The following is a 20,179-nucleotide window of genomic DNA, read 5'->3' as shown; positions in this document are numbered from 1 at the left end:
GAGAGAAAAGATGAGCGAGTATATTGTAGTAAAATGCGGTGGTAGTATGTTAGAGCGTTTAGACCATGTATTTTTTGAATGCATAGAGCAGCTGAAGAAAAAATATCAAGTTATTGTTGTTCATGGCGGTGGACCAGAAATTGATGCAAAGCTACAGCAATTTAATATTTCAATTGAAAAGAAGAATGGACTACGTGTGACGACAAAAGAAGTGATGAATGTTGTTCAGATGATTTTATGCGGGAGCACGAATAAAAAAATGGTGATGAATTTTCAAAAGCATGGCTTGCATGCAATTGGAATCTCTGGTTGCGATGGAAGGTTACTGCAAGTTAAGCAACTTGACTCTGAACTTGGATACGTAGGAGAAGTTAGTGGTGTAGAGACGGCGCTATTAAAAGGGTTACTAGATTTAAATTATATTCCGGTTATTGCTCCAATTGGGATAAGTGGTGGCCAAGTATATAACATAAATGCAGATACGGCGGCAGCTGGAATTGCATACGCGCTGGGGGCGAAAGAACTTATTTTTATTACTGATGTAGATGGGATATTGTTCGAAGGAAAGTTGTTAAAGAAAGCAGATAAAGCTGAGATCCTACGACTGATAGAAAAAGAAGTTATTACAGGGGGAATGATTCCGAAAGTACAGGCGGCTCTTACCTCAATACAGATGGGCGTTCAGAACGTCAGCATTGTAAATGGTACAAAACATTTTGTTGGAACATCAGGCGAGTGGATTGGAACGAAAGTAACAAAAGGGGTGAGTATTGTATGAGTAGTCATATATTTCCCACATATGGAAGACGCAGTATTGAAATTGTTCAAGGGACTGGAACAAAGGTTATAGATGAAAATGGGAAAGAGTATATGGATTTTACTTCTGGCATTGCTGTATGTAATTTAGGACATTGTCATCCTGTACTTGTAGAAGCGATGACAAAGCAATTAGAGGAAATTTGGCATATATCAAACCTTTTTCCGCACAAGGTACAAGAAAAGGTAGCTGCACTATTAACAGAGGGGCGTGAGCTAGATTACGTGTTCTTTTGTAATAGCGGAGCAGAAGCGAATGAAGCAGCACTTAAACTAGCACGCAAGCATACGGGAAATTCACTCGTTTTAACATTCCAGCAATCCTTTCATGGTAGAACTTTTGGGACAATGAGTGCAACTGGACAAGAGAAAGTCAAAACAGGATTCGGGCCACTTCTTCCGTCTTTTTTACATATTCCCTTTAATGATATAGAAGCACTTAGGGAGACAATGAATGAAGAAGTAGCTGCAGTTATGGTGGAAGTTGTGCAAGGGGAGGGTGGAGTTTTACCGGCCGATATTTCCTTTTTACAAGAGATTGAACAATTATGTAGACAATATGGAGCTCTTTATATAATTGACGAGGTGCAAACAGGGATGGGAAGAACGGGAACGTTGTTTGCTTATGAACAGACTGGAACATCCCCAGATATTGTTACAGCGGCAAAGGCGCTTGGAAATGGTATTCCGGTTGGGGCAATGCTTGGAAAGAAAGAGCTTATGACTGCTTTTACAACTGGGGCTCATGGCTCTACATTTGGTGGGAATTATATTGCGATGACAGCAGCAAAAGAAGTGTTGCGAATTATGAAGCAACCGTTTTTTTTACAAGAAGTTAAAGTAAAGGGAGAATATTTACTACAAAAACTAAAAAAAGAATTACATGATATCGAATGGATTACTGATATTCGCGGAAGAGGACTTATGATTGGAGTCGTTTGCAAGTGTGATGTCACACCAATTATAGAACAGTTAGAAGAAGAGGGGATTCTTGTATTGCAAGCTGGAACAAATGTCTTGCGATTGTTACCACCGCTCATTGTAACGAATGAAGAAATAGATGAAGCGGTAAATATGATAAAGAGAGTAATTTGTACACAAAAATCACCAATATTATAAGGGGGAATTTCCATGTCAACTATACAAATACCGAAATTACAAACGAAAGATCTTTTAACATTAGAGGAATTGACACAGGAGGAATTGATTGCGTTAATTGAATTTGCTATTTATTTAAAAAAGAATAAACATGAACCGTTATTAGAGGGAAAAATATTAGGACTCATTTTTGATAAACATTCAACTCGTACGCGTGTTTCTTTTGAAGCCGGAATGGTACAGCTTGGTGGGCATGGAATGTTTCTAAGTGGAAAAGAAATGCAACTTGGTAGAGGAGAAAGTGTTTCAGACACAGCGAAAGTATTATCTCATTATATTGATGGAATTATGATTCGTACATTTTCGCACGCAGATGTAGAGGAACTTGCGAAGGAAGCTAGTATTCCTGTTATTAATGGATTAACAGATGATCATCACCCATGTCAGGCATTAGCGGATTTGATGACAATTTATGAAGAAGTTCATACATTTAAAGGGATTAAACTTGCTTACGTGGGAGATGGAAATAATGTATGTCACTCTTTACTGTTAGCAAGTGCAAAAGTCGGTATGCATATGACAGTAGCAACTCCCCCGGGGTATGAACCAAATGAACAAATTGTAAAGAATGCGCTAGAAATTGCAACTGAGACAGGAGCGAATATTGAAGTTTTACATAATCCAGAGTTGGCGGTGAAAGATGCAGACTTTGTCTATACGGATGTTTGGATGAGTATGGGGCAAGAAGATACGGAAGGGAAATATAAATTATTCGAGCCGTTTCAAGTGAATGGAAAACTTGTTCAGCATGCGAAAGCAACGTATCGTTTCTTACATTGTTTACCCGCTCATCGTGAAGAAGAGGTAACAGGAGAAATTATAGATGGTCCTTCTTCTGTTGTCTTTGAGCAAGCTGGGAATCGATTACACGTTCAAAAAGCATTATTGGCAAGTCTGCTTCAAAATGTCAAAAAACCTTCCTAATCAGGAAGGTTTTTTTGTTATGAAATGTCTGATGTATATTTGGTGAATGCCCTTTGTATCATTTATAATAAGATGAAGATGAGTAGTTTTGTTTCTTAGTAATATATAAGAGCATACTGGAAAGAGAAAATACTATTAAAGAGATGATGATTGTGCGAACAAGTAAAAAAACATATTCTTTTTTTCAGCGAATATGGAGGGTGCCGAAATTTCATTATTATAAGTTGCTCCGTTCGCCAGAAGGAGCAAAGAAAGTGTCACGAGGATTTGCGATTGGGTTTGCTTTGGAAATGCTAGTGCTTTATACAGCGTCACTTGTGTATCTTGTTTTTTATCCAATTGTGCGATTAGCAAAGGGTTCTTTTCCTGCAGCGGTTATTGGCAATATTATCGGAAAAGTATCATTTCTTCCGGTATTTTTGTTTCCGTTTGCATATGCATTAGGAAAAATGTTATATCCGTTTGAAATAAAGGTAATTCCGCATAAACCATATACAATATCTGATCTTTTCTCAAGCGATGTTTTTATGATGCTAAAGAGCTTATTGCAGAGTGAAGTATATGTATTAATTGGGATGACGATTTTAGGTGTTGTGTTCGGAGTGATATCTTATTTTGTTGTGTATTATTTATATGAAAAGAACCGGAAGTTACGTTTGAAAAAAAGAAAAAAACAAACGAGAGAACCACTTGTACAAATATAAAGAATGTCACACCCATTTCCTGCCTTGAATATGTTTAAGAAAAAGGGGGGGAATGAATGTATTATTACTATGTACCTCAAGTATATCCATATGCGAATTATTATACTGCTCCTTATCCACGGCAGCAGTTTGAATTATATCAGCCACCGCAGCCTTCACAGCAACGAAAACCTTACTTAATGACATGGCCGTATTCAAATGTATATTATGGAAATTATTATGAATCATAAAGCTGCTTCTTTTGGAAGCAGCTTTACATGTTTGTTTTCAAAATTAAATTTTGAATCGTTTGAAGCGAGTGAATGAGTTGGTCACGATCGCTTTCCGACAATGTTTGAAAGTTTTCTTTTAATTTGTCTAAAATAAATTGTTGATATTGATTTACTAACGATTTCCCTTCTGTTGTCAGGTAAATTAAAATGACCCGTCGATCTTTTTCGCTGTAATGCCGCTCTATAAGTTCTTCCTGAATCAATTTATTTAATAGAGGTGTCATGTTTGGTCTTGAAATCGCTAATCGTTTTCCGATTTCTGAGACTGCTAATGTGCCATGTTCATGTAATAGCAATAACACCTGTGTATGTGACGGTGGCATGTGCCTTTGTGAAGAAAATTCTCCAGGAAGCATAAATTTGCGATAAAAAAGAGGCACTAACGAAAGAAGATGATCAACAATACGTTCCCACTCACGTGATTCCATATAAAGGCCCCCTTCCATTATCATTGTAACAAAAAAGGTATCGTATAAAAATAGAATTGTTTGGCTTAGCCTCAATATTTATAGGACAATACTTGCTTTGTAAATGCATTAGCAATAATCTCATAGCCTTTATCATTTGGGTGTACTTGGTCGTATAGTAAATCTTTATTATCATTTGGTATTAATTTTCGAATTGGTAAAACAATGGACGGTTGATTTGCTTTCGAAATGGAGTAAACTGTATCATTCCAGCCGTCTAAAAACATATCAGCATAAGAAGCAATTGAATCATCGAGTTGTAAAGGGTTATAGAGTTCAGATAGAATGAGTAAAGCATTCGGATTGAGTGTCCGAACTGTCTTTACAATATTTTTTACGTCTGTTTCAAAATGAGTCTTTTCTTTATTTAACATTTTAATACCATCTATAACACCTACATTGCGATTTAAACGAAATAAATTATTTCCCCCAATATTTATGGTAATTATATTCGCTTCTTTAATTTTTTGTTGTACTTCTTCTGTCTGAACTTTTTGAACGAGACGATCCGTTGTAAGTCCATTTACTCCAAGGTTTTCCACTTTAATTGGTTTATGAATTTGTTCCTCTATTTGTTTGGAGGCTAATTCCGCGAATCCTCCTTGTGTCGAGCCAAATCCTTTTGCAAGCGAATCCCCTAATACAAGGTGATAAAAAGAATCATTCGTCTGCCTATCAATCCAATGGGGAGCAGACGCTGCTTTTTGTTCTTTCTGTTCTTTTGTCTCATCGTTCTCTTCAAAATATGAATAAGAAATGATTAGAAGGAGGAGACAAAGTATAGTTAAGATGACTTTTTTCATAAATTTATCCTCCTGGTAATTGGTTATTGTATCATACCTAACTGTATAAGCAGTGAAAGTTTATATTATATCTTTATGGAAAGTTTACAATAACTTTACAGAAAATTTGTAGAAGCATGTCAAAAATTATTGACGATATGAAAGTATGTTCGATATGATAATGTCAGATAAATGAATGTATGTCACTCTAATATGAGGAAAGAAGAGAATAAAGGTAGAGAGAAAGCTTTATTAGAGTTTGATAAGAAACTCATTTTATTTGTTTTTCAAGGGACAATTTTATAAGGGGGATTTTTTGTGAAGAAGTCAAAGAAAGTGTTAGCGGGAGCAACGCTTGCATTAGGTGTTATGGCTCCACAAGTGTTGCCAACAACTGCACATGCAGAGGAACAAGCAGGGGAGAGTACAGTTAATTTACGAATCTTAGAAACTTCTGATATTCATGTTAACTTAATGAACTACGACTATTATCAAACGAAAACAGATAATAAAGTGGGATTAGTTCAAACTGCAACGCTTGTAAATGAGGAGCGTGCAAAAGCGAAGAACTCTGTACTATTTGATGATGGGGATGCTTTGCAAGGGACTCCGCTCGGGGATTATGTGGCGCAAAAAGGTTTGGATGGAAACTATGTTCATCCTTTATATCGTGTAATGAATTTAATGAAGTATGACGTCATTTCTCTTGGGAATCATGAGTTTAACTACGGTTTGGACTACTTACATAAGGCAATTAGTAAAACACAGTTCCCAGTTATTAACTCAAATGTTTTTATAGATGATCATGATAATAATGAAGAAAACGATAAAAATGCATTTGAAAAGTATCATATTTTTGACAAAGTAGTAACAGATGAAGCTGGCAAAACACAAACAGTGAAAATCGGTGTAATGGGCTTTGTACCACCGCAAATTATGGGCTGGGATAAAGCAAATTTAGAAGGAAAAGTAAAAGCGAAAGATATTGTGCAAACAGCGAAGGATTTGGTTCCAGAAATGAAAGCTAAGGGTGCAGACATTATTGTTGCACTAGCGCATTCTGGTGTCGATAAAAATGGTTACAATGCTGGTATGGAAAATGCATCGTATTATTTAGCAACACAAGTTCCTGACGTTGATGCAGTGTTAATGGGACACTCGCATACGGTAATAACGGACAAGTTTGACGGTGTTCCAGTTGTCATGCCTGGTGTTTTCGGAAGTAATCTAGGTATCATTGATATGGAACTGAAAAAGGTAAACGGCAAGTGGGAAGTACAAAAAGATAAATCGGTTCCAAGTGTTCGCCCAATTTCTGATAGCAAAGGAACTGCATTAGTAGAACCTGATAAAAAATTAGTTGATGAGATCAAAGATGATCACGAGGCGACAATTAAATATGTAAATACTCCTGTTGGTAAAACGACAGCACCAATTAACAGTTATTTTTCACTTGTACAAGATGATCCATCTGTCCAGCTCGTTACAAATGCTCAAAAATGGTATGTAGAAAAGCTATTAAAAGATGAAAAGTACAGTGAATTTAAGGGAATCCCAGTCTTATCAGCAGGTGCACCTTTTAAAGCAGGCGGCCGAAATGGTGCAACTTATTATACTGATATTCCAGCAGGAACGTTAGCAATTAAAAACGTTGCTGATTTATATGTATATCCAAATACACTGTATGCTGTAAAAGTAAATGGTGCGCAAGTAAAAGAATGGCTGGAAATGTCAGCAGGGCAGTTCAATCAAATTGATCCAGCGAAGGCAGAAGAACAGTCGTTAGTAAATGTAAACTATCCTACATACAACTTTGATGTTTTAGATGGCGTAAAATACGAAATTGATGTTACACAACCAGCAAAGTATGATAAAGATGGGAAAGTAGTAAACCAAAATGCAAATCGTATTGTGAATGTAACGTATGATGGAAAACCGGTAGCTGATAATCAAGAATTTATTGTTGCTACAAATAATTATCGCGGTAGTAGCCAAACATTCCCTGGTGTAAGTAAAGGTAAAGTTGTATATCAATCTCAAGATGAAACGCGTCAAATCATTGTGAAATATATGCAAGAAACACCAGTTATTAATCCGGCAGCAGATCAAAACTGGACGTTTAAGCCAATCGTAGCTGAAAAATTAAATACTACATTTGATTCTTCACCAAACGCGCAGAAGTATATTACACAAGGTGGAAAAATTTCTTATGTTGGCCCGTCCGAAAATGAGTTTGCGAAATATGCTATTGACCTAACGAAAAAGAAAGATGAGGGCACTCCAACAACACCAGGTGAAGAGAACAACGGTGGTAATCCAACAACACCAGGTGGAGAGAATAACGGTGGTAACCCAACAACACCAGGTGGGGAAAATAACGGTGGTAACCCAACAACACCGCCAGCAGGTGAAGAAAATGCTGGAGATAAACCAACAACTCCTGACAATGGGAATAAAGACACGAAAGAACCTACAAATGTAAGTGAAGACAAAGAAACAAGCAAAGTAGATCGTGATTTACCAAAAACGGGAGCGAATGTCTTCTCTACAATTGGAGCGGGACTTGCATTTATTGGAGCTGGTATGTTCATGCTCTTTAGAAGAAAAAAAGCAAATAGATAATAACGTTCGCAAATAGAGGAATAAAGAAAAAAGGGATTACCGATAGTGGTAATCCCTTTTTCTTTATATTTCATTTAAGAAACTGAAACAGTTTTTTCTTTTTTCCATGAAAGCCCGAATCCTGTGAATCCAACGATAATTGTAACGATTGGGCAAGCTAAGCAGAAGATTGAGTATGGAACATAATCAATTGTTGGAACGCTTAGTACGTTTGCTAAGAAGACGCCGCTTACGCCCCATGGTACAAGAGGATTAACAACTGTGCCTGCATCTTCTAGTACGCGTGATAAATTACGGCGTTCTAAACCGACTTCATCGTATTTGTTAGCAAATGCTTGTCCTGTTAAAACGATAGATAAGTATTGCTCACCAAGCAAGAAGTTAACTCCAATTGCTGTTGAAGCGGTAGAAATAATTAAACGCGTGCTTGTCTTAACGAAATTAGAAATAATGTTCATAAGCTGAGTAATAATGCCCATTCCTTGTAGTAATCCACCCATAGAAAGAGCAAGGAAAATAAGTGCAATTGACATAAGCATACTTTGTAGCCCGCCGCGTGATAATAAGCTATCAATATCTTTTATGCCTGTCTTAGCAACATAGCCATCTTGCATAATTTTCATCAAATCAGAAAGTGATGTACCCGGCTTGAAAATAAAGAGAATGATAATGCCAGCTACAATGCCAGCAAGTAAAGTTGGAACAGCCGGTACTTTTTTAAATGCGCATACGAATAGTAATAGAATCGGAATAAGTGTGACGATTGAAATGATTGTATTCTTTTCTAACGCATTTGTAAAAGTAGAGAAATCAACATTTCCTGAAGAACCACTTCCTAAAGTGAAGAAAGCGATAAAGGCAATAATGAAAGCAGGAATTGTTGTCCAAAGCATGTTACGAATATGCTCAAATAGATCCACTCCTGTTACAGCAGGAGCTAAGTTTGTTGTATCCGATAAAGGAGACATCTTATCCCCGAAGAAAGCTCCAGAAACAATTGCACCAGCAATAAGTGCTGGATCGTATCCAAGAGCAGTGCCCATACCCATAAAAGCAAGTCCTACTGTCGCTGCTGTTGTAAAGGCGCTGCCAATACTTGTTCCAACAATTGCACAAACAACAAAGACTGTCGGAATGAAAACCTTTGGAGATACAAGCCCGAAGCCGTATACCATTAATGTTGGGATTGTTCCAGCGGCAATCCAAACACTAATTAGAACACCAACAAGTAAAAAGATGAAAATGGATGGAATGCCAGCTGAAATGCTACTTATCATTCCTTTTTCCATAGTAGACCAAGGGATTTTTTTAATAAATCCAAATGCTAATAGTACGATAATGCCAAATAGAATTGGAATGTGTGGTGATGTTCCTAATTGAATAACACTGAAGCCAATGCAGAAAAAGATTAAAAATGTTAAAAGAATAGATTCAATTTTTGAAATCATTGTTTGCTCCTCCTAATAATCTAAAATAGTTCTTTTTTATATAAAATTCGCCAATATTGTATATTTCCTTCTAAAATTTAGAATTTTGTGACAAATTACCGGTAATTGTTTAGCTTCATAAAAAAACGTCCCTGCATATAAATATGCAGGGACGAAAAAAATCGCGGTACCACCCTAGCTTGTGAAAAGAACGTAGCACAAAATAAAGGATCGTATAATATGCACCAACAGAAAATAAAAAACGCCCCTGCAGTATATGCAGGGACGAAAAATCGCGGTACCACCCTAAATTGTGAAACAGTTTCATTTCACCACTCTGTAGAAATAACGGTCCATAACCGTCTTTTACTACTCCCAACGTTTCGTAAAAGAAGCTCAAGGGGGTAATTCATAATTCGCTCTGTACTGGTTCGCACCGACCACCAGCTCTCTGAAATCAAGAAACGAAATACTACTAAATCCTATCATCGCCGATTCATATGATGTTAGTTAAATTTTTATCACACATCTGGATAATATGTCAACATATATGTTAATTATTTTTCAAAAGAAAATAATGTTAGAATATTTTTTTAATTCCTTGTTTGTGCGTTATAATGAAAAAAGAAAGGAGGGGAGTGAATGAAGAAAAAATTATTTCTTTTGACAACCTTACTTGTTCTTGGTGGGGGTGCTGGGATTTATACAGTATTTGCGGCATCACCAGATCAACCGAAATTACAGGTTGAGCAAAAAGTAGAAACAAAGGAATTAGAGAAAGTCAAAGAAGAAAAAAATAGAGAGAAAGCAGCTGATAAATTAGGCGTTTCTCTTGAAGGGAAAACAGAGAAAGAGATTCAAAAAGAGTTAAATACAGCAAGGTTTGAAAAGCGTCATGAGCTGCTTATAGAACATGCAAAGCAACTTGGGATTGATACTGAAGGAAAAAAAGATGAAGAGATTATTTTAGAAATCGGAAAGATTCAACATGGAAAATAAAGCGACTTATCTTATGATAAGTCGTTCTTTTTTAAGAACATTACCAACTGAAAAAATTGACAGCACTTCGTTTTTAATGTTAACTATATTTATATAAAAGTTAACATTAGGGGTGACAATTGTGACTGTGAGTCGTAATACAAGTAAAAAAATAGCTTATACATATGAAGAGTTAGCTGAAAAGAATAAAGCGTATGTGTGGCATCCATTTACACAAATGAAGGATTACTTAGCGGAAGATCCTGTTATTATTGAACGTGGAGAAGGACGTAAATTATACGATGTCAATGGAAATGGTTATTGGGATGGTGTTTCATCGATTTGGCTTAATGTTCATGGACACCAGGTCCCTGAATTAGATGATGCAATTCGTGAACAATTAAATCAAGTTGCGCATTCTACTATGCTAGGACTTGCCAATGTACCATCTATTTTACTTGCAGAAAAGATTATTGAAGTTGTTCCAAAAGGTTTGAAAAAAGTATTTTATTCAGATTCTGGTTCTACAGCTGTTGAAATTGCAATCAAGATGGCGTTTCAATATTGGCAGCATAAAGGAAAAATTAAAAAGCAAAAGTTTATTACATTAAAAGAAGCATATCACGGAGATACAATCGGAGCTGTTTCAGTAGGAGCGATTGACTTGTTTCACCAAGTGTACAGTTCGCTCTTATTTGACACGATAAAAATGCCATATCCATATACATACCGTTCTCCTTATGGGGACGACAAAGAACAAATTGTACAAGAACATTTGAAGGAAATGGAAGAGCTATTAAAACAAAAACACGAAGAAGTTGCAGCGATTATTGTAGAACCGTTAATGCAAGGTGCAGGCGGTATGATTACAATGCCAAAAGGGTATTTAAAAGGCCTTCGGGATCTTTGTACAACATATAATGTTTTATTTATTACAGATGAAGTAGCGACAGGGTTTGGTCGTACTGGAAAAATGTTTGCTTGTGAACATGAAAATGTTACACCCGATATTTTAACAGCTGGAAAAGGCTTAACAGGTGGCTATTTACCAGTCGCTATTACTGTGACAACAGATGAAATTTATGATGCTTTTTTAGGTGACTATGAAGAGCAAAAAACATTTTTCCATGGCCATAGTTATACGGGCAATCCATTAGGTTGCGCTGTTGCAATTGCTAATCTAGAACTTTACGAAAAAAACAATCTAGTAAATGATGTTGCATATAAAGCAGAATATGTAGGGAAACAGTTGGAAGCACTTTACGAATATAAGCATGTTGGAGATATTCGTCAGTGTGGATTGATGATTGGAATTGAACTTGTGAAAAATAAAGAAACGAAAGAGTCGTTTGAGTGGACGGAGCGAGTAGGCGTAGAAGTGTGTAAAAGGTCAAGAAAGCTAGGAATGATCTTACGCCCACTGGGTAACACAATTGTATTTATGCCACCACTAGCATCTAAGATAGATGAGATTGATGAAATGTTGCACATCTTATATCAAGCAATTGCAGATGTTACGGAGGGAGAATCATGAGTGGCTTTTTTATAACAGCAACGGATACGGAAGTTGGAAAAACAGTTGTTGCAGGTGCATTAGCAGGAGTGCTTAGAAATCGTGGGTATAACATAGGGGTATATAAACCATTGCAAAGTGGACACATCGCTTCTCATCCTGAAGGTGATGCTGCGAGATTGAAAATGGCATCAGGAGTGATGACAGAGACTGATAGTATTTGCCCTTATTCTATTGAAGAACCTCTCGCGCCAAGATTGGCAATGCAGCGAGCAGGAAGAATTGTGACACTAGCACAAATTACCGCTCATTATAACGAGTTAATGACAGAGTTTGATAGTTTGTTTGTAGAAGGGGCAGGTGGTCTTGCTGTTCCGTATACAGAAGATGCGTTAGTGGTTGATTTTGCAAAGGAACTAAAATTACCACTTATTATTGTCGCGCGTCCAACGTTAGGTACTGTTAATCATACCGTTTTAACGATTTCGTATGCGAAAGCCCATGGTTTAACAGTTGCAGGTGTTATTTTATCCGGCTGTAAGGAATGTGAGAAGGAACGTGTGCAAGAGAATAAAGAAATGATTGAGGAGTTAAGTGGTATTCCAGTTTTGGGCTTACTACCAGAGCTTAGAGAAGGGGTTACGCGTGAAGAACTATTGAGAGCAGCAGAAGAAAATATCGCGATTTTAAATTTAGAGGAGTTTGTCAAACATGGATCAAACGTGGAATCTACACTTTCACTCTAGTTTAAGTCGTTTGAAAGAGAAATCACAATATCGACATGTAGTTATGACTGAGCAAGCTGAAGAAACATGGCTGATTAGGGATGGAAAACGTATGCTGAATTTAGCTTCGAATAACTATCTAGGTTTGGCGGGAGATAGAAGATTAAAAGAAGCATCTATTGTAGCGACAAAGCAATACGGAGTAGGAGCTACGGCGTCACGGCTTGTTGTAGGGAATTATTCACTATATGAAGAGGTAGAACAGAGCGTTTGTGATTGGAAAGAAACCGAAAAAGCAATCATTGTGAACAGTGGATATTCAGCAAATGTAGGGGCACTCTCTTCTTTAGTGAGTCGGCACGATATCGTTTTTAGCGATAAGTTAAATCATGCCAGTATTGTCGATGGAATTATGCTTAGTGGTGCGGAATATAAAAGGTATCGACATAATGATTTGGAACATTTGGAAAGATTGTTGCAAATGGCCCCTGTTGCAAAGAAAAAGTTAATCGTAACAGACACTGTTTTCAGCATGGATGGAGATGTTGCTCATCTAAAAGAATTGATTATGTTGAAAGAAAAATACGGAGCATTATTGATGGTTGATGAAGCGCATGCAGGTGGAATATACGGGAGACATGGTGCTGGTTTAGCTCATGTGGAGCAAGGACTTTCACAGAAAATTGACATTCATATGGGAACATTTAGTAAAGCGCTAGGATGCTATGGAGCATATTTAGCAGGTGATGCAATTTGCATTGATTATATGAAAAACATGATGAGAAGCTTCATTTTCACAACAGCATTACCACCAGGGACGCTCGGTGCAATGAAATGTGCAATTAAAATTGTTAAGGAAGATGAGGGAAGGCGGCAGCGTCTCTTAGAAAATGGAGCGTATTTCCGCAATACTTTAGAGGAAGTTGGCTTTAATATTGGCGATAGTTCAACTCATATTGTCCCAGTTATTGTCTCATCGAATGAAGCTGTGATACGTTTTAGCGAAAAATTGCAGGAAGCAGGAATTGCTGCAATTGCTATCAGGCCACCAACTGTTCCGCATAATAGTTCCCGAATTCGATTTGCAGTTACGTCTGAACATACAAAATCTGATTTACAATGGGCTACTCGGCAGATCATTCGAATTGGTAAAGAAGAGGGGGTACTCATATGAAACCGCTTCAGCTTATTTTCATTCCTGGATGGGGGATGGAAAAACAAGTATGGGATTTATTACTTCCATATTTTCAAGAATATTCTGTTCGATATGTTGAATGGCGTAGTGTAAAAGTGGTTAATGATTTTGCAGATCGTATAGTAGAAGTTGCGGAAGAACAGGATGTAATTTTGATTGGATGGTCACTTGGTGCATTAGCTGCTCTTCAAGCATGTGATAGAGTGCGGACAAAAGGAATGATTTTAATAGGTGGTACGGCAAAGTTTACAGTGGATGAAAATTATGAGAGTGGATGGAGACATGCTTTTGTAGAACGGATGAAAAGAAGTTTGGTAAAGCGAAAGGACGATACATTGAAGCGCTTCTATAAAAGTATGTTTGCCAAACAAGAGCTAAAAGAGAGGGAACAATTTGAAGGCATTACAGAGCATTTTCAAGGTGATTCCATTGAATCTTTACAGATGGGGCTTGATTATTTAATAGAGGTGGATATGAGAAGTCAGCTAAAGTATGTAAAGACACCGATATTACTTCTTCATGGAGAACAGGATGCGATATGTCCACTATCTGCTGCTCGCTATATACAAAAAAATACGAATGGAACGCTTAAAGTAATAAATGGAGCGGGGCATGCACTTTGTGTAACGGATTTTGAATATTGCGTAAATGAAATAATCCAGTTTGTAGAGGGGATACAAAATGATCAACAAAACGTTATTACAAAAACGATTTAATGGGGCAGCAGTATCCTATGATCAATATGCAAATGTACAGAAAAAGATGGCGCAACAATTGCTCTCTATAATGAAAAAACACTACCAAAAGATGTCGTCCATTCGTATTTTAGAACTTGGATGTGGCACAGGGTATTTGACTGAACAATTGGCGGTTTCTTTTCCAAATGCAACAATTACCGCAATTGATTTTGCTGAAAGTATGATTGCTGTTGCGAAAACGAGAAGTTATGTGGAATCTGTGACATTTCGATGTGAAGATATTGAACATCTCACATTAAGCGAGTCATTTGATGTCATTATTTCAAGTGCGACATTTCAATGGTTAAACGATTTGCAAACAACGGTGAACAGTTTATATAGTCGTCATTTATGTGAAGATGGCTTATTGTTATTTTCGACGTTTGGAGAACAGACATTTAGGGAGCTTCATATAGCATTTCAAAGCGCTAAAGAAGAAAGAAATAGACAAAATGCTGCATCTGTTGGACAACGTTTTTTTACGAGAGAACAGCTGCAAGGTTTATGTGAAAGTGTAACAGGGGATGTTCATGTTTCTGAAACATGTTACATAGAGAAGTTTACTGAAGTTCGGGAGTTTCTACAATCCATTCGGAAAGTGGGAGCAACGAATAGTAATGCAGAATCATACTGTCAAATTCCTTCTATCTTTCGAACTATGCTTCGTATATACGAAAGAGATTTCACGGAAGAAGGGGAAATTGTAGCGACGTACCATGTTTTATTTGCGTATATTGAAAAAGAGGGGAAGAGGAAAAATGAAACAAGTACAAACAAAAGTAGATTGGAAACAAATTGCATCTGAAGTAGTAGAGGGTAGAAATATAACAAAAGAAGAAGCGGTAGCAATTTTAGAAGCAAACGACACAGAAGTATTAGAGATTATGAACGCAGCTTATGTCATCCGCCATCATTACTTTGGTAAAAAAGTGAAGTTAAATATGATTATTAATACGAAATCTGGACTATGTCCGGAGGATTGCGGATATTGCTCACAGTCTATCGTTTCAGAAGCGCCAATCGATAAGTATGCATGGTTAACACAAGAAAAAATCGTAGAGGGAGCTCACGAAGCAATTCGCCGTAAAGCAGGTACATACTGCATTGTTGCATCTGGTCGCCGTCCAACGGATAAAGAAGTAAATCATGTTATCGGTGCCGTAAAAGAAATTCGTGAAACAACAGATTTGAAAATTTGCTGCTGCTTAGGATTTTTAAATGAAGATCAAGCAGGGCGCTTAGCAGAAGCAGGTGTTCATCGTTATAATCATAATTTAAATACACATGCAAATAATTATGATAGCATTTGTTCAACACATACGTATGATGATCGCGTAGATACAGTCGAAAAAGCGAAGCAAGCGGGAATTTCTCCATGTTCTGGTGCAATCTTCGGAATGGGTGAAACGAAAGAGCAGCGCGTTGAAATTGCACTTGAATTAAAACGGATAGATGCGGATTCTATTCCATGTAACTTCCTTGTTGCTGTAAAAGGCACACCGCTTGAAGGACAGAAAGAATTAACACCATTAGAATGTTTAAAAACTCTCGCGATGATGCGCTTCGTGAATCCATCAAAAGAAATTCGAATTTCCGGTGGGCGTGAAATTAATTTGCGTTCTGTACAACCACTTGGTTTATTCGCAGCAAATTCAATCTTTGTTGGTGATTATTTAACAACAGAAGGACAAGAGCCAACAGCAGACTGGGGTATGATTGAGGATTTAGGGTTTGAGATTGAGGAGTGTGCGCTGTAAAAATGAGGGAGGAAAGCTCCTTTGTAGACTAGAATAATGAAATAAAAGTTATACAAAACAGCCATTGTTTCATGAAACAATGGCTGTTTTTAATTATAAAAGAAATAGATTATTTTACGGGATTTCATTGTAAATAAAATGTAATAAATTATCTTTAGTCCTTCAGATATGCGGATTTTTAGTGAAAAAATTAATTTCGTGGACGAATTTTCCAACCTGTAATTGTACAAAGTAAAGATGTAATTTACCTTGGGTTGGAGGATTTCACATGCACAAATATATATTAGCTATTATGACGTTTCTTATTTTATTAAAAGCGATAAGTACTGATCCTGTTAAAGCGGCTGAAAATCCAGAGCAGAAAGAAATGCAGCAAAGAATTGAACAGCATTTTCGAACAAAAGCTGAGCATTTTGGTATTGAAACTGAGGGGAAAGACTTAAAAGAGGTGCGGAAAGAAATTCATATTGTAGAGGAAGAAAAAAGGCGAGAAAATGTGTGGAAAACCGCTCAAAATCTTCGTATTAAAACAGAAGGAAAAACAATGGATGAATTGATACAAGATGTGCGGAAAAAAGTAAAAAAATAAAAAGAGGCCGAAGCCTCTTTTTATGCCCATTGTTTGGATAAATGAGCCATTTCAATCGCAGCAACTGCCGATTCATAGCCTTTGTTACCAGCTTTCGTACCAGCCCGTTCAATGGCTTGTTCAATTGTTTCAGTTGTTAATACACCGAAAATAACTGGGATGTCTGTTTGTAATGATAAAGAGGCAACGCCTTTTGCAACTTCATTACAAACATAATCATAATGAGTTGTAGCACCACGAATGACTGTTCCTAGTGTAATGACAGCATCGTATTTGCCGCTACCAGCCATTTTCTTTGCGATTAATGGAATTTCAAATGCACCTGGAACCCATGCGACATCAATATCGTTTTCTTCTACCCCATGGCGCTTCAACCCATCTAATGCGCCTCCTAATAGTTTGCTTGTAATAAATTCATTAAAGCGTCCAACCACAACTCCGACTTTTAATCCTGTACCAACTAAATGACCTTCGAATACCATATTATATCTCTCCCTTTATATATTATAAACTTAGTAAATGACCTAATTTTTCTAATTTTGTTTGTAAATATACTTTATTTTCTTCTTTTGTTGGCATTTGTAACGGTACACGTTCCACAACTTCTAAATCATACCCTTGCAAGCCGGCAATTTTTCTTGGATTATTTGTTAATAAACGCAATTGCTGTAAGCCTAGATCTTTTAAGATTTGAGCACCAATGCCGTAATCGCGAAGATCTGCAGGAAACCCTAATTTTTCATTTGCTTCAACTGTATCTAATCCTTCTTCTTGTAATTTGTATGCACGGAGCTTATTTAACAGCCCAATCCCGCGACCTTCTTGGCGCATATAAAGAAGAACGCCTTTTCCTTCTCGTTCAATTTGAGCGAGGGCGGCATGGAGCTGTGGACCACAATCGCAACGGCATGAGCCGAAAACATCGCCAGTTAAACATTCAGAATGAACACGAACGAGAACAGGTTCATCAGTAGAGATGTCTCCTTTTACGAGAGCGATATGTTCTTTTTGGTCAAGCGAGTTGGAATAACCAATTGCATGAAATGTACCGAAATCTGTCGGTAATGTAATTTCAACTTCCCTTGTTACGAGTGTTTCATGATGGCGGCGATAAGCAATTAAATCTTCAATCGTAATCATTTTTATATCAAATTGTTCTGCAACTTGTACTAAATCAGGAACACGTGCCATCGTACCGTCTTCTTTTATAATTTCACAAATGACCCCTGCTGGTCCCGCACCGCATAATTTTGCTAAATCAACAGCTGCTTCTGTATGGCCAGCGCGGCGCAGTACTCCGCCTTCCTTTGCAATTAAAGGGAAAATATGCCCTGGACGATTAAAATCTGTTCCTTTTGATGTTGGATTTAATAACTCGCGTACAGTTGTCGCGCGTTCGTAAGCACTAATACCTGTTGTTGTAGAAACGTGGTCAATACTTACTGTGAACGCAGTATGATGGGAATCTGTATTATGAGAAACCATAGGTTCTAACTGTAAGCGTTCTGCATATTGCTCTGTAATCGGTACGCAGACAAGACCACGGCCATGTGTAATCATAAAATTAATTGTTTCAGGTGTGATGTTCTCTGCTAAAGCGATGAAATCTCCTTCGTTTTCACGGCTTTCATCATCACATACAATAATGACTTTTCCTTGTTTTAAATCTTCTAGTGCTTCTTCAATACGATGAAACATTGTGCTTCCTCCTTATAGAAATCCGTTTTCTTGTAAAAAGCTCTCTGTAACTGAACTGCTCTGTTTCTTGGGCTTTGAAATGAAACGCTCAATATATTTTCCAATCATGTCACATTCAATATTTACGATGTCTCCAGCTGCTTTTTCCCCAATAATAGATGCACTTACTGTATGCGGAATGAGCGAAATGGTAATGGAAGATTCATCTATATCAAATATCGTTAAGCTTGTGCCATCAACAGCTATCGATCCTTTGTGTAAACAATAACGGAGCAAATCATCTGGAATTTCAATTTTGTAATATATCGCATTATAGTGCTGTTTTTTACTTACAATGGTTCCAATTCCATCAATATGCCCTGTGACGAAATGGCCACCAAAACGCCCATTTGCAGCCATTGCTCGTTCTAAATTCACTTTAGAACGGGTACCGAGCATACGGAGTGATGTCGCTCGCATTGTTTCCGGCATGGCATCAACAGTAAACGAAGACGCTGTAAAAGAAGTGACGGTTAAACAGATTCCATTTACAGCGATACTGTCTCCTGATCTTACATCTGACAAGATTGTATTTGCGGTAATTGTTAGCCTCATGGCCTCTCCGCTTTGACTTATATTCGAAACAGTTCCAAGCTCTTCTACAATTCCTGTAAACATGCAAGCACCTCATTTCGCACTGTAGCGACGATTTTTATATCATCACCAAGTTGTTTCATCTCTTGAATTTGCAAAGAAATTGCATCTTGTAGCTTGTTAAATCCGGTGCCACCAAACATAGTTGGAGAGGCTTTTCCACCAATTAATTTAGGGCTTATATAAGTTACAATTTCATTAAAACACTTTGCTTCTAAAAAGCTCGCATGCACGGATTGTCCACCTTCAACAAAGAGTGAAAGAATTTGTTTTTCACCAAGAAGGAGGAGGAGATCACGTATTTCAATTTGGCTCGTCTGCATTTGAAGTACAGATACTGCCTGAGATTCGTAGGTGGCTATTTTTTCTTTCTTTACATCTTTTCCAACAATAATCCATGTTTGCGCTATCCCGTCTGTTATGACATGAGAGGATCGCGGCGTTCGTAAATGTGTATCTAAAATAATTCGAATCGGATGCTTGCCTCCGTTTGGAAGACGTGTTGTTAAAGATGGATTATCAGCTATAACAGTATTGACTCCAACAAGGATGGCATCGTGCGTATGACGATATTGATGAACATCTTCGCGAGCTATTTCACCTGTAATCCATCTGCTTTCTCCAGTAGTAGTAGCTATTTTTCCATCTAAACTCATTGCTGTTTTTATTGTTACAAACGGTAGTTTTGTATTCATATAGTGGAAAAAGTAGCGATTTAATGTGATGGCTTCCTCTTCAAGAACACCGGTAGTTACACAAATACCTGCCGCTTGTAAACGTTTTGCGCCGTTACCTGAAACGAGCGGATTGCAATCAAGTGTAGCAATTACTACACGCTTCACTTTTTTTTCAATGAGTAGATCGCAGCACGGCGGAGTTTTTCCAAAATGACTGCACGGCTCTAACGTTACATATACAGTGGATCCATTTGCTTTGTCACCAGCCGTACGAAGAGCATGAACTTCAGCGTGTTCCTCACCTGCGCGCAGATGTGCTCCCATTCCAACGATGTTTCCATCTTTTACAACAACAGCGCCGACCATTGGATTTGGACTTGTTTGCCCTGCAGTGCTTTGTGCTAACTGTAAGGCGATCTTCATATATTCTTGGTCTGTCATTCTTTTCACCTCTCCTAAGAAAAATCAAAAAACCCCAAGGATTAATATCCTTGGGGTTTGGGAG

At 37.5% G+C, this 20,179-nt stretch carries 21 protein-coding genes and 1 other annotated feature; of the genes, 14 read left to right on the top strand and 7 right to left on the bottom strand.

Annotated elements, in window-relative coordinates; all coding sequences use genetic code 11:
• Positions 1-10: 10 nt before the first annotated feature.
• The 5 genes from argB (at position 11) to BLV40_RS28370 (ending at position 3,832) form a co-directional block, all read left to right on the top strand.
• The gene (argB, locus tag BLV40_RS03095; protein WP_090687411.1) at positions 11-778 is read left to right on the top strand and encodes an acetylglutamate kinase; all 768 of its coding nucleotides are present in this window, start codon (positions 11-13) and stop codon (positions 776-778) included.
• On the top strand, positions 775-1,935 hold the full coding sequence (locus BLV40_RS03090; protein ID WP_026590036.1) for an acetylornithine transaminase: 1,161 nt from the start codon (positions 775-777) through the stop codon (positions 1,933-1,935). Before argB ends, BLV40_RS03090 begins: the two co-directional genes overlap by 4 nt.
• A 12-nt stretch (positions 1,936-1,947) precedes the next feature.
• On the top strand, positions 1,948-2,898 hold the full coding sequence (gene argF, locus BLV40_RS03085) for an ornithine carbamoyltransferase (RefSeq protein WP_090687410.1): 951 nt from the start codon (positions 1,948-1,950) through the stop codon (positions 2,896-2,898).
• A gap of 152 nt (positions 2,899-3,050) precedes the next feature.
• On the top strand, positions 3,051-3,602 hold the full coding sequence (locus BLV40_RS03080) for a DUF2062 domain-containing protein (protein ID WP_139265456.1): 552 nt from the start codon (positions 3,051-3,053) through the stop codon (positions 3,600-3,602).
• Positions 3,603-3,658: 56 nt separating this feature from the next.
• A complete protein-coding gene (locus tag BLV40_RS28370; protein ID WP_170833600.1) occupies positions 3,659-3,832 on the top strand; it encodes a hypothetical protein in 174 nt (57 codons plus the stop codon).
• A 23-nt stretch (positions 3,833-3,855) separates the two neighbouring features.
• On the opposite strand, the gene BLV40_RS03075 is transcribed toward BLV40_RS28370, so the two are convergent.
• Complete coding sequence (locus BLV40_RS03075; RefSeq protein ID WP_026590040.1) at positions 3,856-4,302, bottom strand: MarR family winged helix-turn-helix transcriptional regulator; 447 nt, start codon at positions 4,300-4,302, stop codon at positions 3,856-3,858.
• Between the two features lie 71 nt (positions 4,303-4,373).
• Positions 4,374-5,144 (bottom strand): GDSL-type esterase/lipase family protein, encoded by a 771-nt coding sequence (locus BLV40_RS03070; RefSeq protein WP_090687406.1) that lies wholly within the window; start codon positions 5,142-5,144, stop codon positions 4,374-4,376.
• A gap of 297 nt (positions 5,145-5,441) precedes the next feature.
• On the opposite strand from BLV40_RS03070, the gene cpdB reads away from it, so the two are divergent.
• The gene (gene cpdB / locus BLV40_RS03065; RefSeq protein WP_090687403.1) at positions 5,442-7,745 is read left to right on the top strand and encodes a bifunctional 2',3'-cyclic-nucleotide 2'-phosphodiesterase/3'-nucleotidase; all 2,304 of its coding nucleotides are present in this window, start codon (positions 5,442-5,444) and stop codon (positions 7,743-7,745) included.
• Positions 7,746-7,819: 74 nt separating this feature from the next.
• Here the strand turns inward: cpdB and nhaC are convergent, their stop codons facing one another.
• Positions 7,820-9,193, bottom strand: coding sequence for a Na+/H+ antiporter NhaC (nhaC, locus tag BLV40_RS03060; protein WP_026590043.1), 1,374 nt, complete (start codon positions 9,191-9,193; stop codon positions 7,820-7,822).
• A gap of 257 nt (positions 9,194-9,450) precedes the next feature.
• Positions 9,451-9,670: a binding site (T-box leader), on the bottom strand.
• 144 nt (positions 9,671-9,814) lie between these two features.
• Between nhaC and BLV40_RS03050 the strand changes: the two genes are divergently transcribed.
• From BLV40_RS03050 to BLV40_RS03015, 8 genes are all read left to right on the top strand, one after another.
• Positions 9,815-10,171, top strand: coding sequence for a hypothetical protein (locus BLV40_RS03050; RefSeq protein WP_026590044.1), 357 nt, complete (start codon positions 9,815-9,817; stop codon positions 10,169-10,171).
• Positions 10,172-10,292: 121 nt separating this feature from the next.
• Positions 10,293-11,684 (top strand): adenosylmethionine--8-amino-7-oxononanoate transaminase, encoded by a 1,392-nt coding sequence (bioA, locus tag BLV40_RS03045; RefSeq protein ID WP_090687401.1) that lies wholly within the window; start codon positions 10,293-10,295, stop codon positions 11,682-11,684.
• Positions 11,681-12,409 carry a dethiobiotin synthase gene (bioD, locus tag BLV40_RS03040; protein ID WP_090687400.1) on the top strand — a complete coding sequence of 243 codons (729 nt, stop codon included), beginning with the start codon at positions 11,681-11,683 and terminating at the stop codon, positions 12,407-12,409. The genes bioA and bioD overlap by 4 nt, the downstream gene beginning before the upstream one ends.
• Positions 12,375-13,562 (top strand): 8-amino-7-oxononanoate synthase, encoded by a 1,188-nt coding sequence (bioF, locus tag BLV40_RS03035; protein WP_090687398.1) that lies wholly within the window; start codon positions 12,375-12,377, stop codon positions 13,560-13,562. Before bioD ends, bioF begins: the two co-directional genes overlap by 35 nt.
• Complete coding sequence (locus BLV40_RS03030; protein ID WP_090687396.1) at positions 13,559-14,299, top strand: alpha/beta fold hydrolase; 741 nt, start codon at positions 13,559-13,561, stop codon at positions 14,297-14,299. The genes bioF and BLV40_RS03030 overlap by 4 nt, the downstream gene beginning before the upstream one ends.
• The gene (bioC, locus tag BLV40_RS03025) at positions 14,265-15,125 is read left to right on the top strand and encodes a malonyl-ACP O-methyltransferase BioC (RefSeq protein ID WP_090687394.1); all 861 of its coding nucleotides are present in this window, start codon (positions 14,265-14,267) and stop codon (positions 15,123-15,125) included. The genes BLV40_RS03030 and bioC overlap by 35 nt, the downstream gene beginning before the upstream one ends.
• Positions 15,079-16,077, top strand: coding sequence for a biotin synthase BioB (gene bioB / locus BLV40_RS03020; RefSeq protein ID WP_026590050.1), 999 nt, complete (start codon positions 15,079-15,081; stop codon positions 16,075-16,077). The genes bioC and bioB overlap by 47 nt, the downstream gene beginning before the upstream one ends.
• Before the next feature lie 268 nt (positions 16,078-16,345).
• The gene (locus BLV40_RS03015) at positions 16,346-16,666 is read left to right on the top strand and encodes a hypothetical protein (protein ID WP_026590051.1); all 321 of its coding nucleotides are present in this window, start codon (positions 16,346-16,348) and stop codon (positions 16,664-16,666) included.
• Positions 16,667-16,686: 20 nt separating this feature from the next.
• Here the strand turns inward: BLV40_RS03015 and ribH are convergent, their stop codons facing one another.
• From ribH to ribD, 4 genes are read right to left on the bottom strand one after another with little or no spacing between them, the layout of a single operon-like run.
• Complete coding sequence (gene ribH / locus BLV40_RS03010) at positions 16,687-17,148, bottom strand: 6,7-dimethyl-8-ribityllumazine synthase (RefSeq protein ID WP_026590052.1); 462 nt, start codon at positions 17,146-17,148, stop codon at positions 16,687-16,689.
• Positions 17,149-17,170: 22 nt separating this feature from the next.
• Positions 17,171-18,364 carry a bifunctional 3,4-dihydroxy-2-butanone-4-phosphate synthase/GTP cyclohydrolase II gene (locus tag BLV40_RS03005; protein ID WP_090687392.1) on the bottom strand — a complete coding sequence of 398 codons (1,194 nt, stop codon included), beginning with the start codon at positions 18,362-18,364 and terminating at the stop codon, positions 17,171-17,173.
• A 12-nt stretch (positions 18,365-18,376) separates the two neighbouring features.
• Complete coding sequence (gene ribE / locus BLV40_RS03000; RefSeq protein ID WP_026590054.1) at positions 18,377-19,021, bottom strand: riboflavin synthase; 645 nt, start codon at positions 19,019-19,021, stop codon at positions 18,377-18,379.
• Complete coding sequence (ribD, locus tag BLV40_RS02995) at positions 19,003-20,115, bottom strand: bifunctional diaminohydroxyphosphoribosylaminopyrimidine deaminase/5-amino-6-(5-phosphoribosylamino)uracil reductase RibD (protein ID WP_090687391.1); 1,113 nt, start codon at positions 20,113-20,115, stop codon at positions 19,003-19,005. The genes ribE and ribD overlap by 19 nt, the downstream gene beginning before the upstream one ends.
• Positions 20,116-20,179: the final 64 nt, after the last annotated feature.

Source organism: Bacillus sp. 166amftsu (assembly GCF_900107445.1).
GTDB lineage: Bacteria > Bacillota > Bacilli > Bacillales > Bacillaceae_G > Bacillus_A > Bacillus_A arachidis.
The sequence above is the reverse complement of the archived record's forward strand: the minus strand, read 5'-3'. Positions and strand labels throughout refer to the sequence as shown.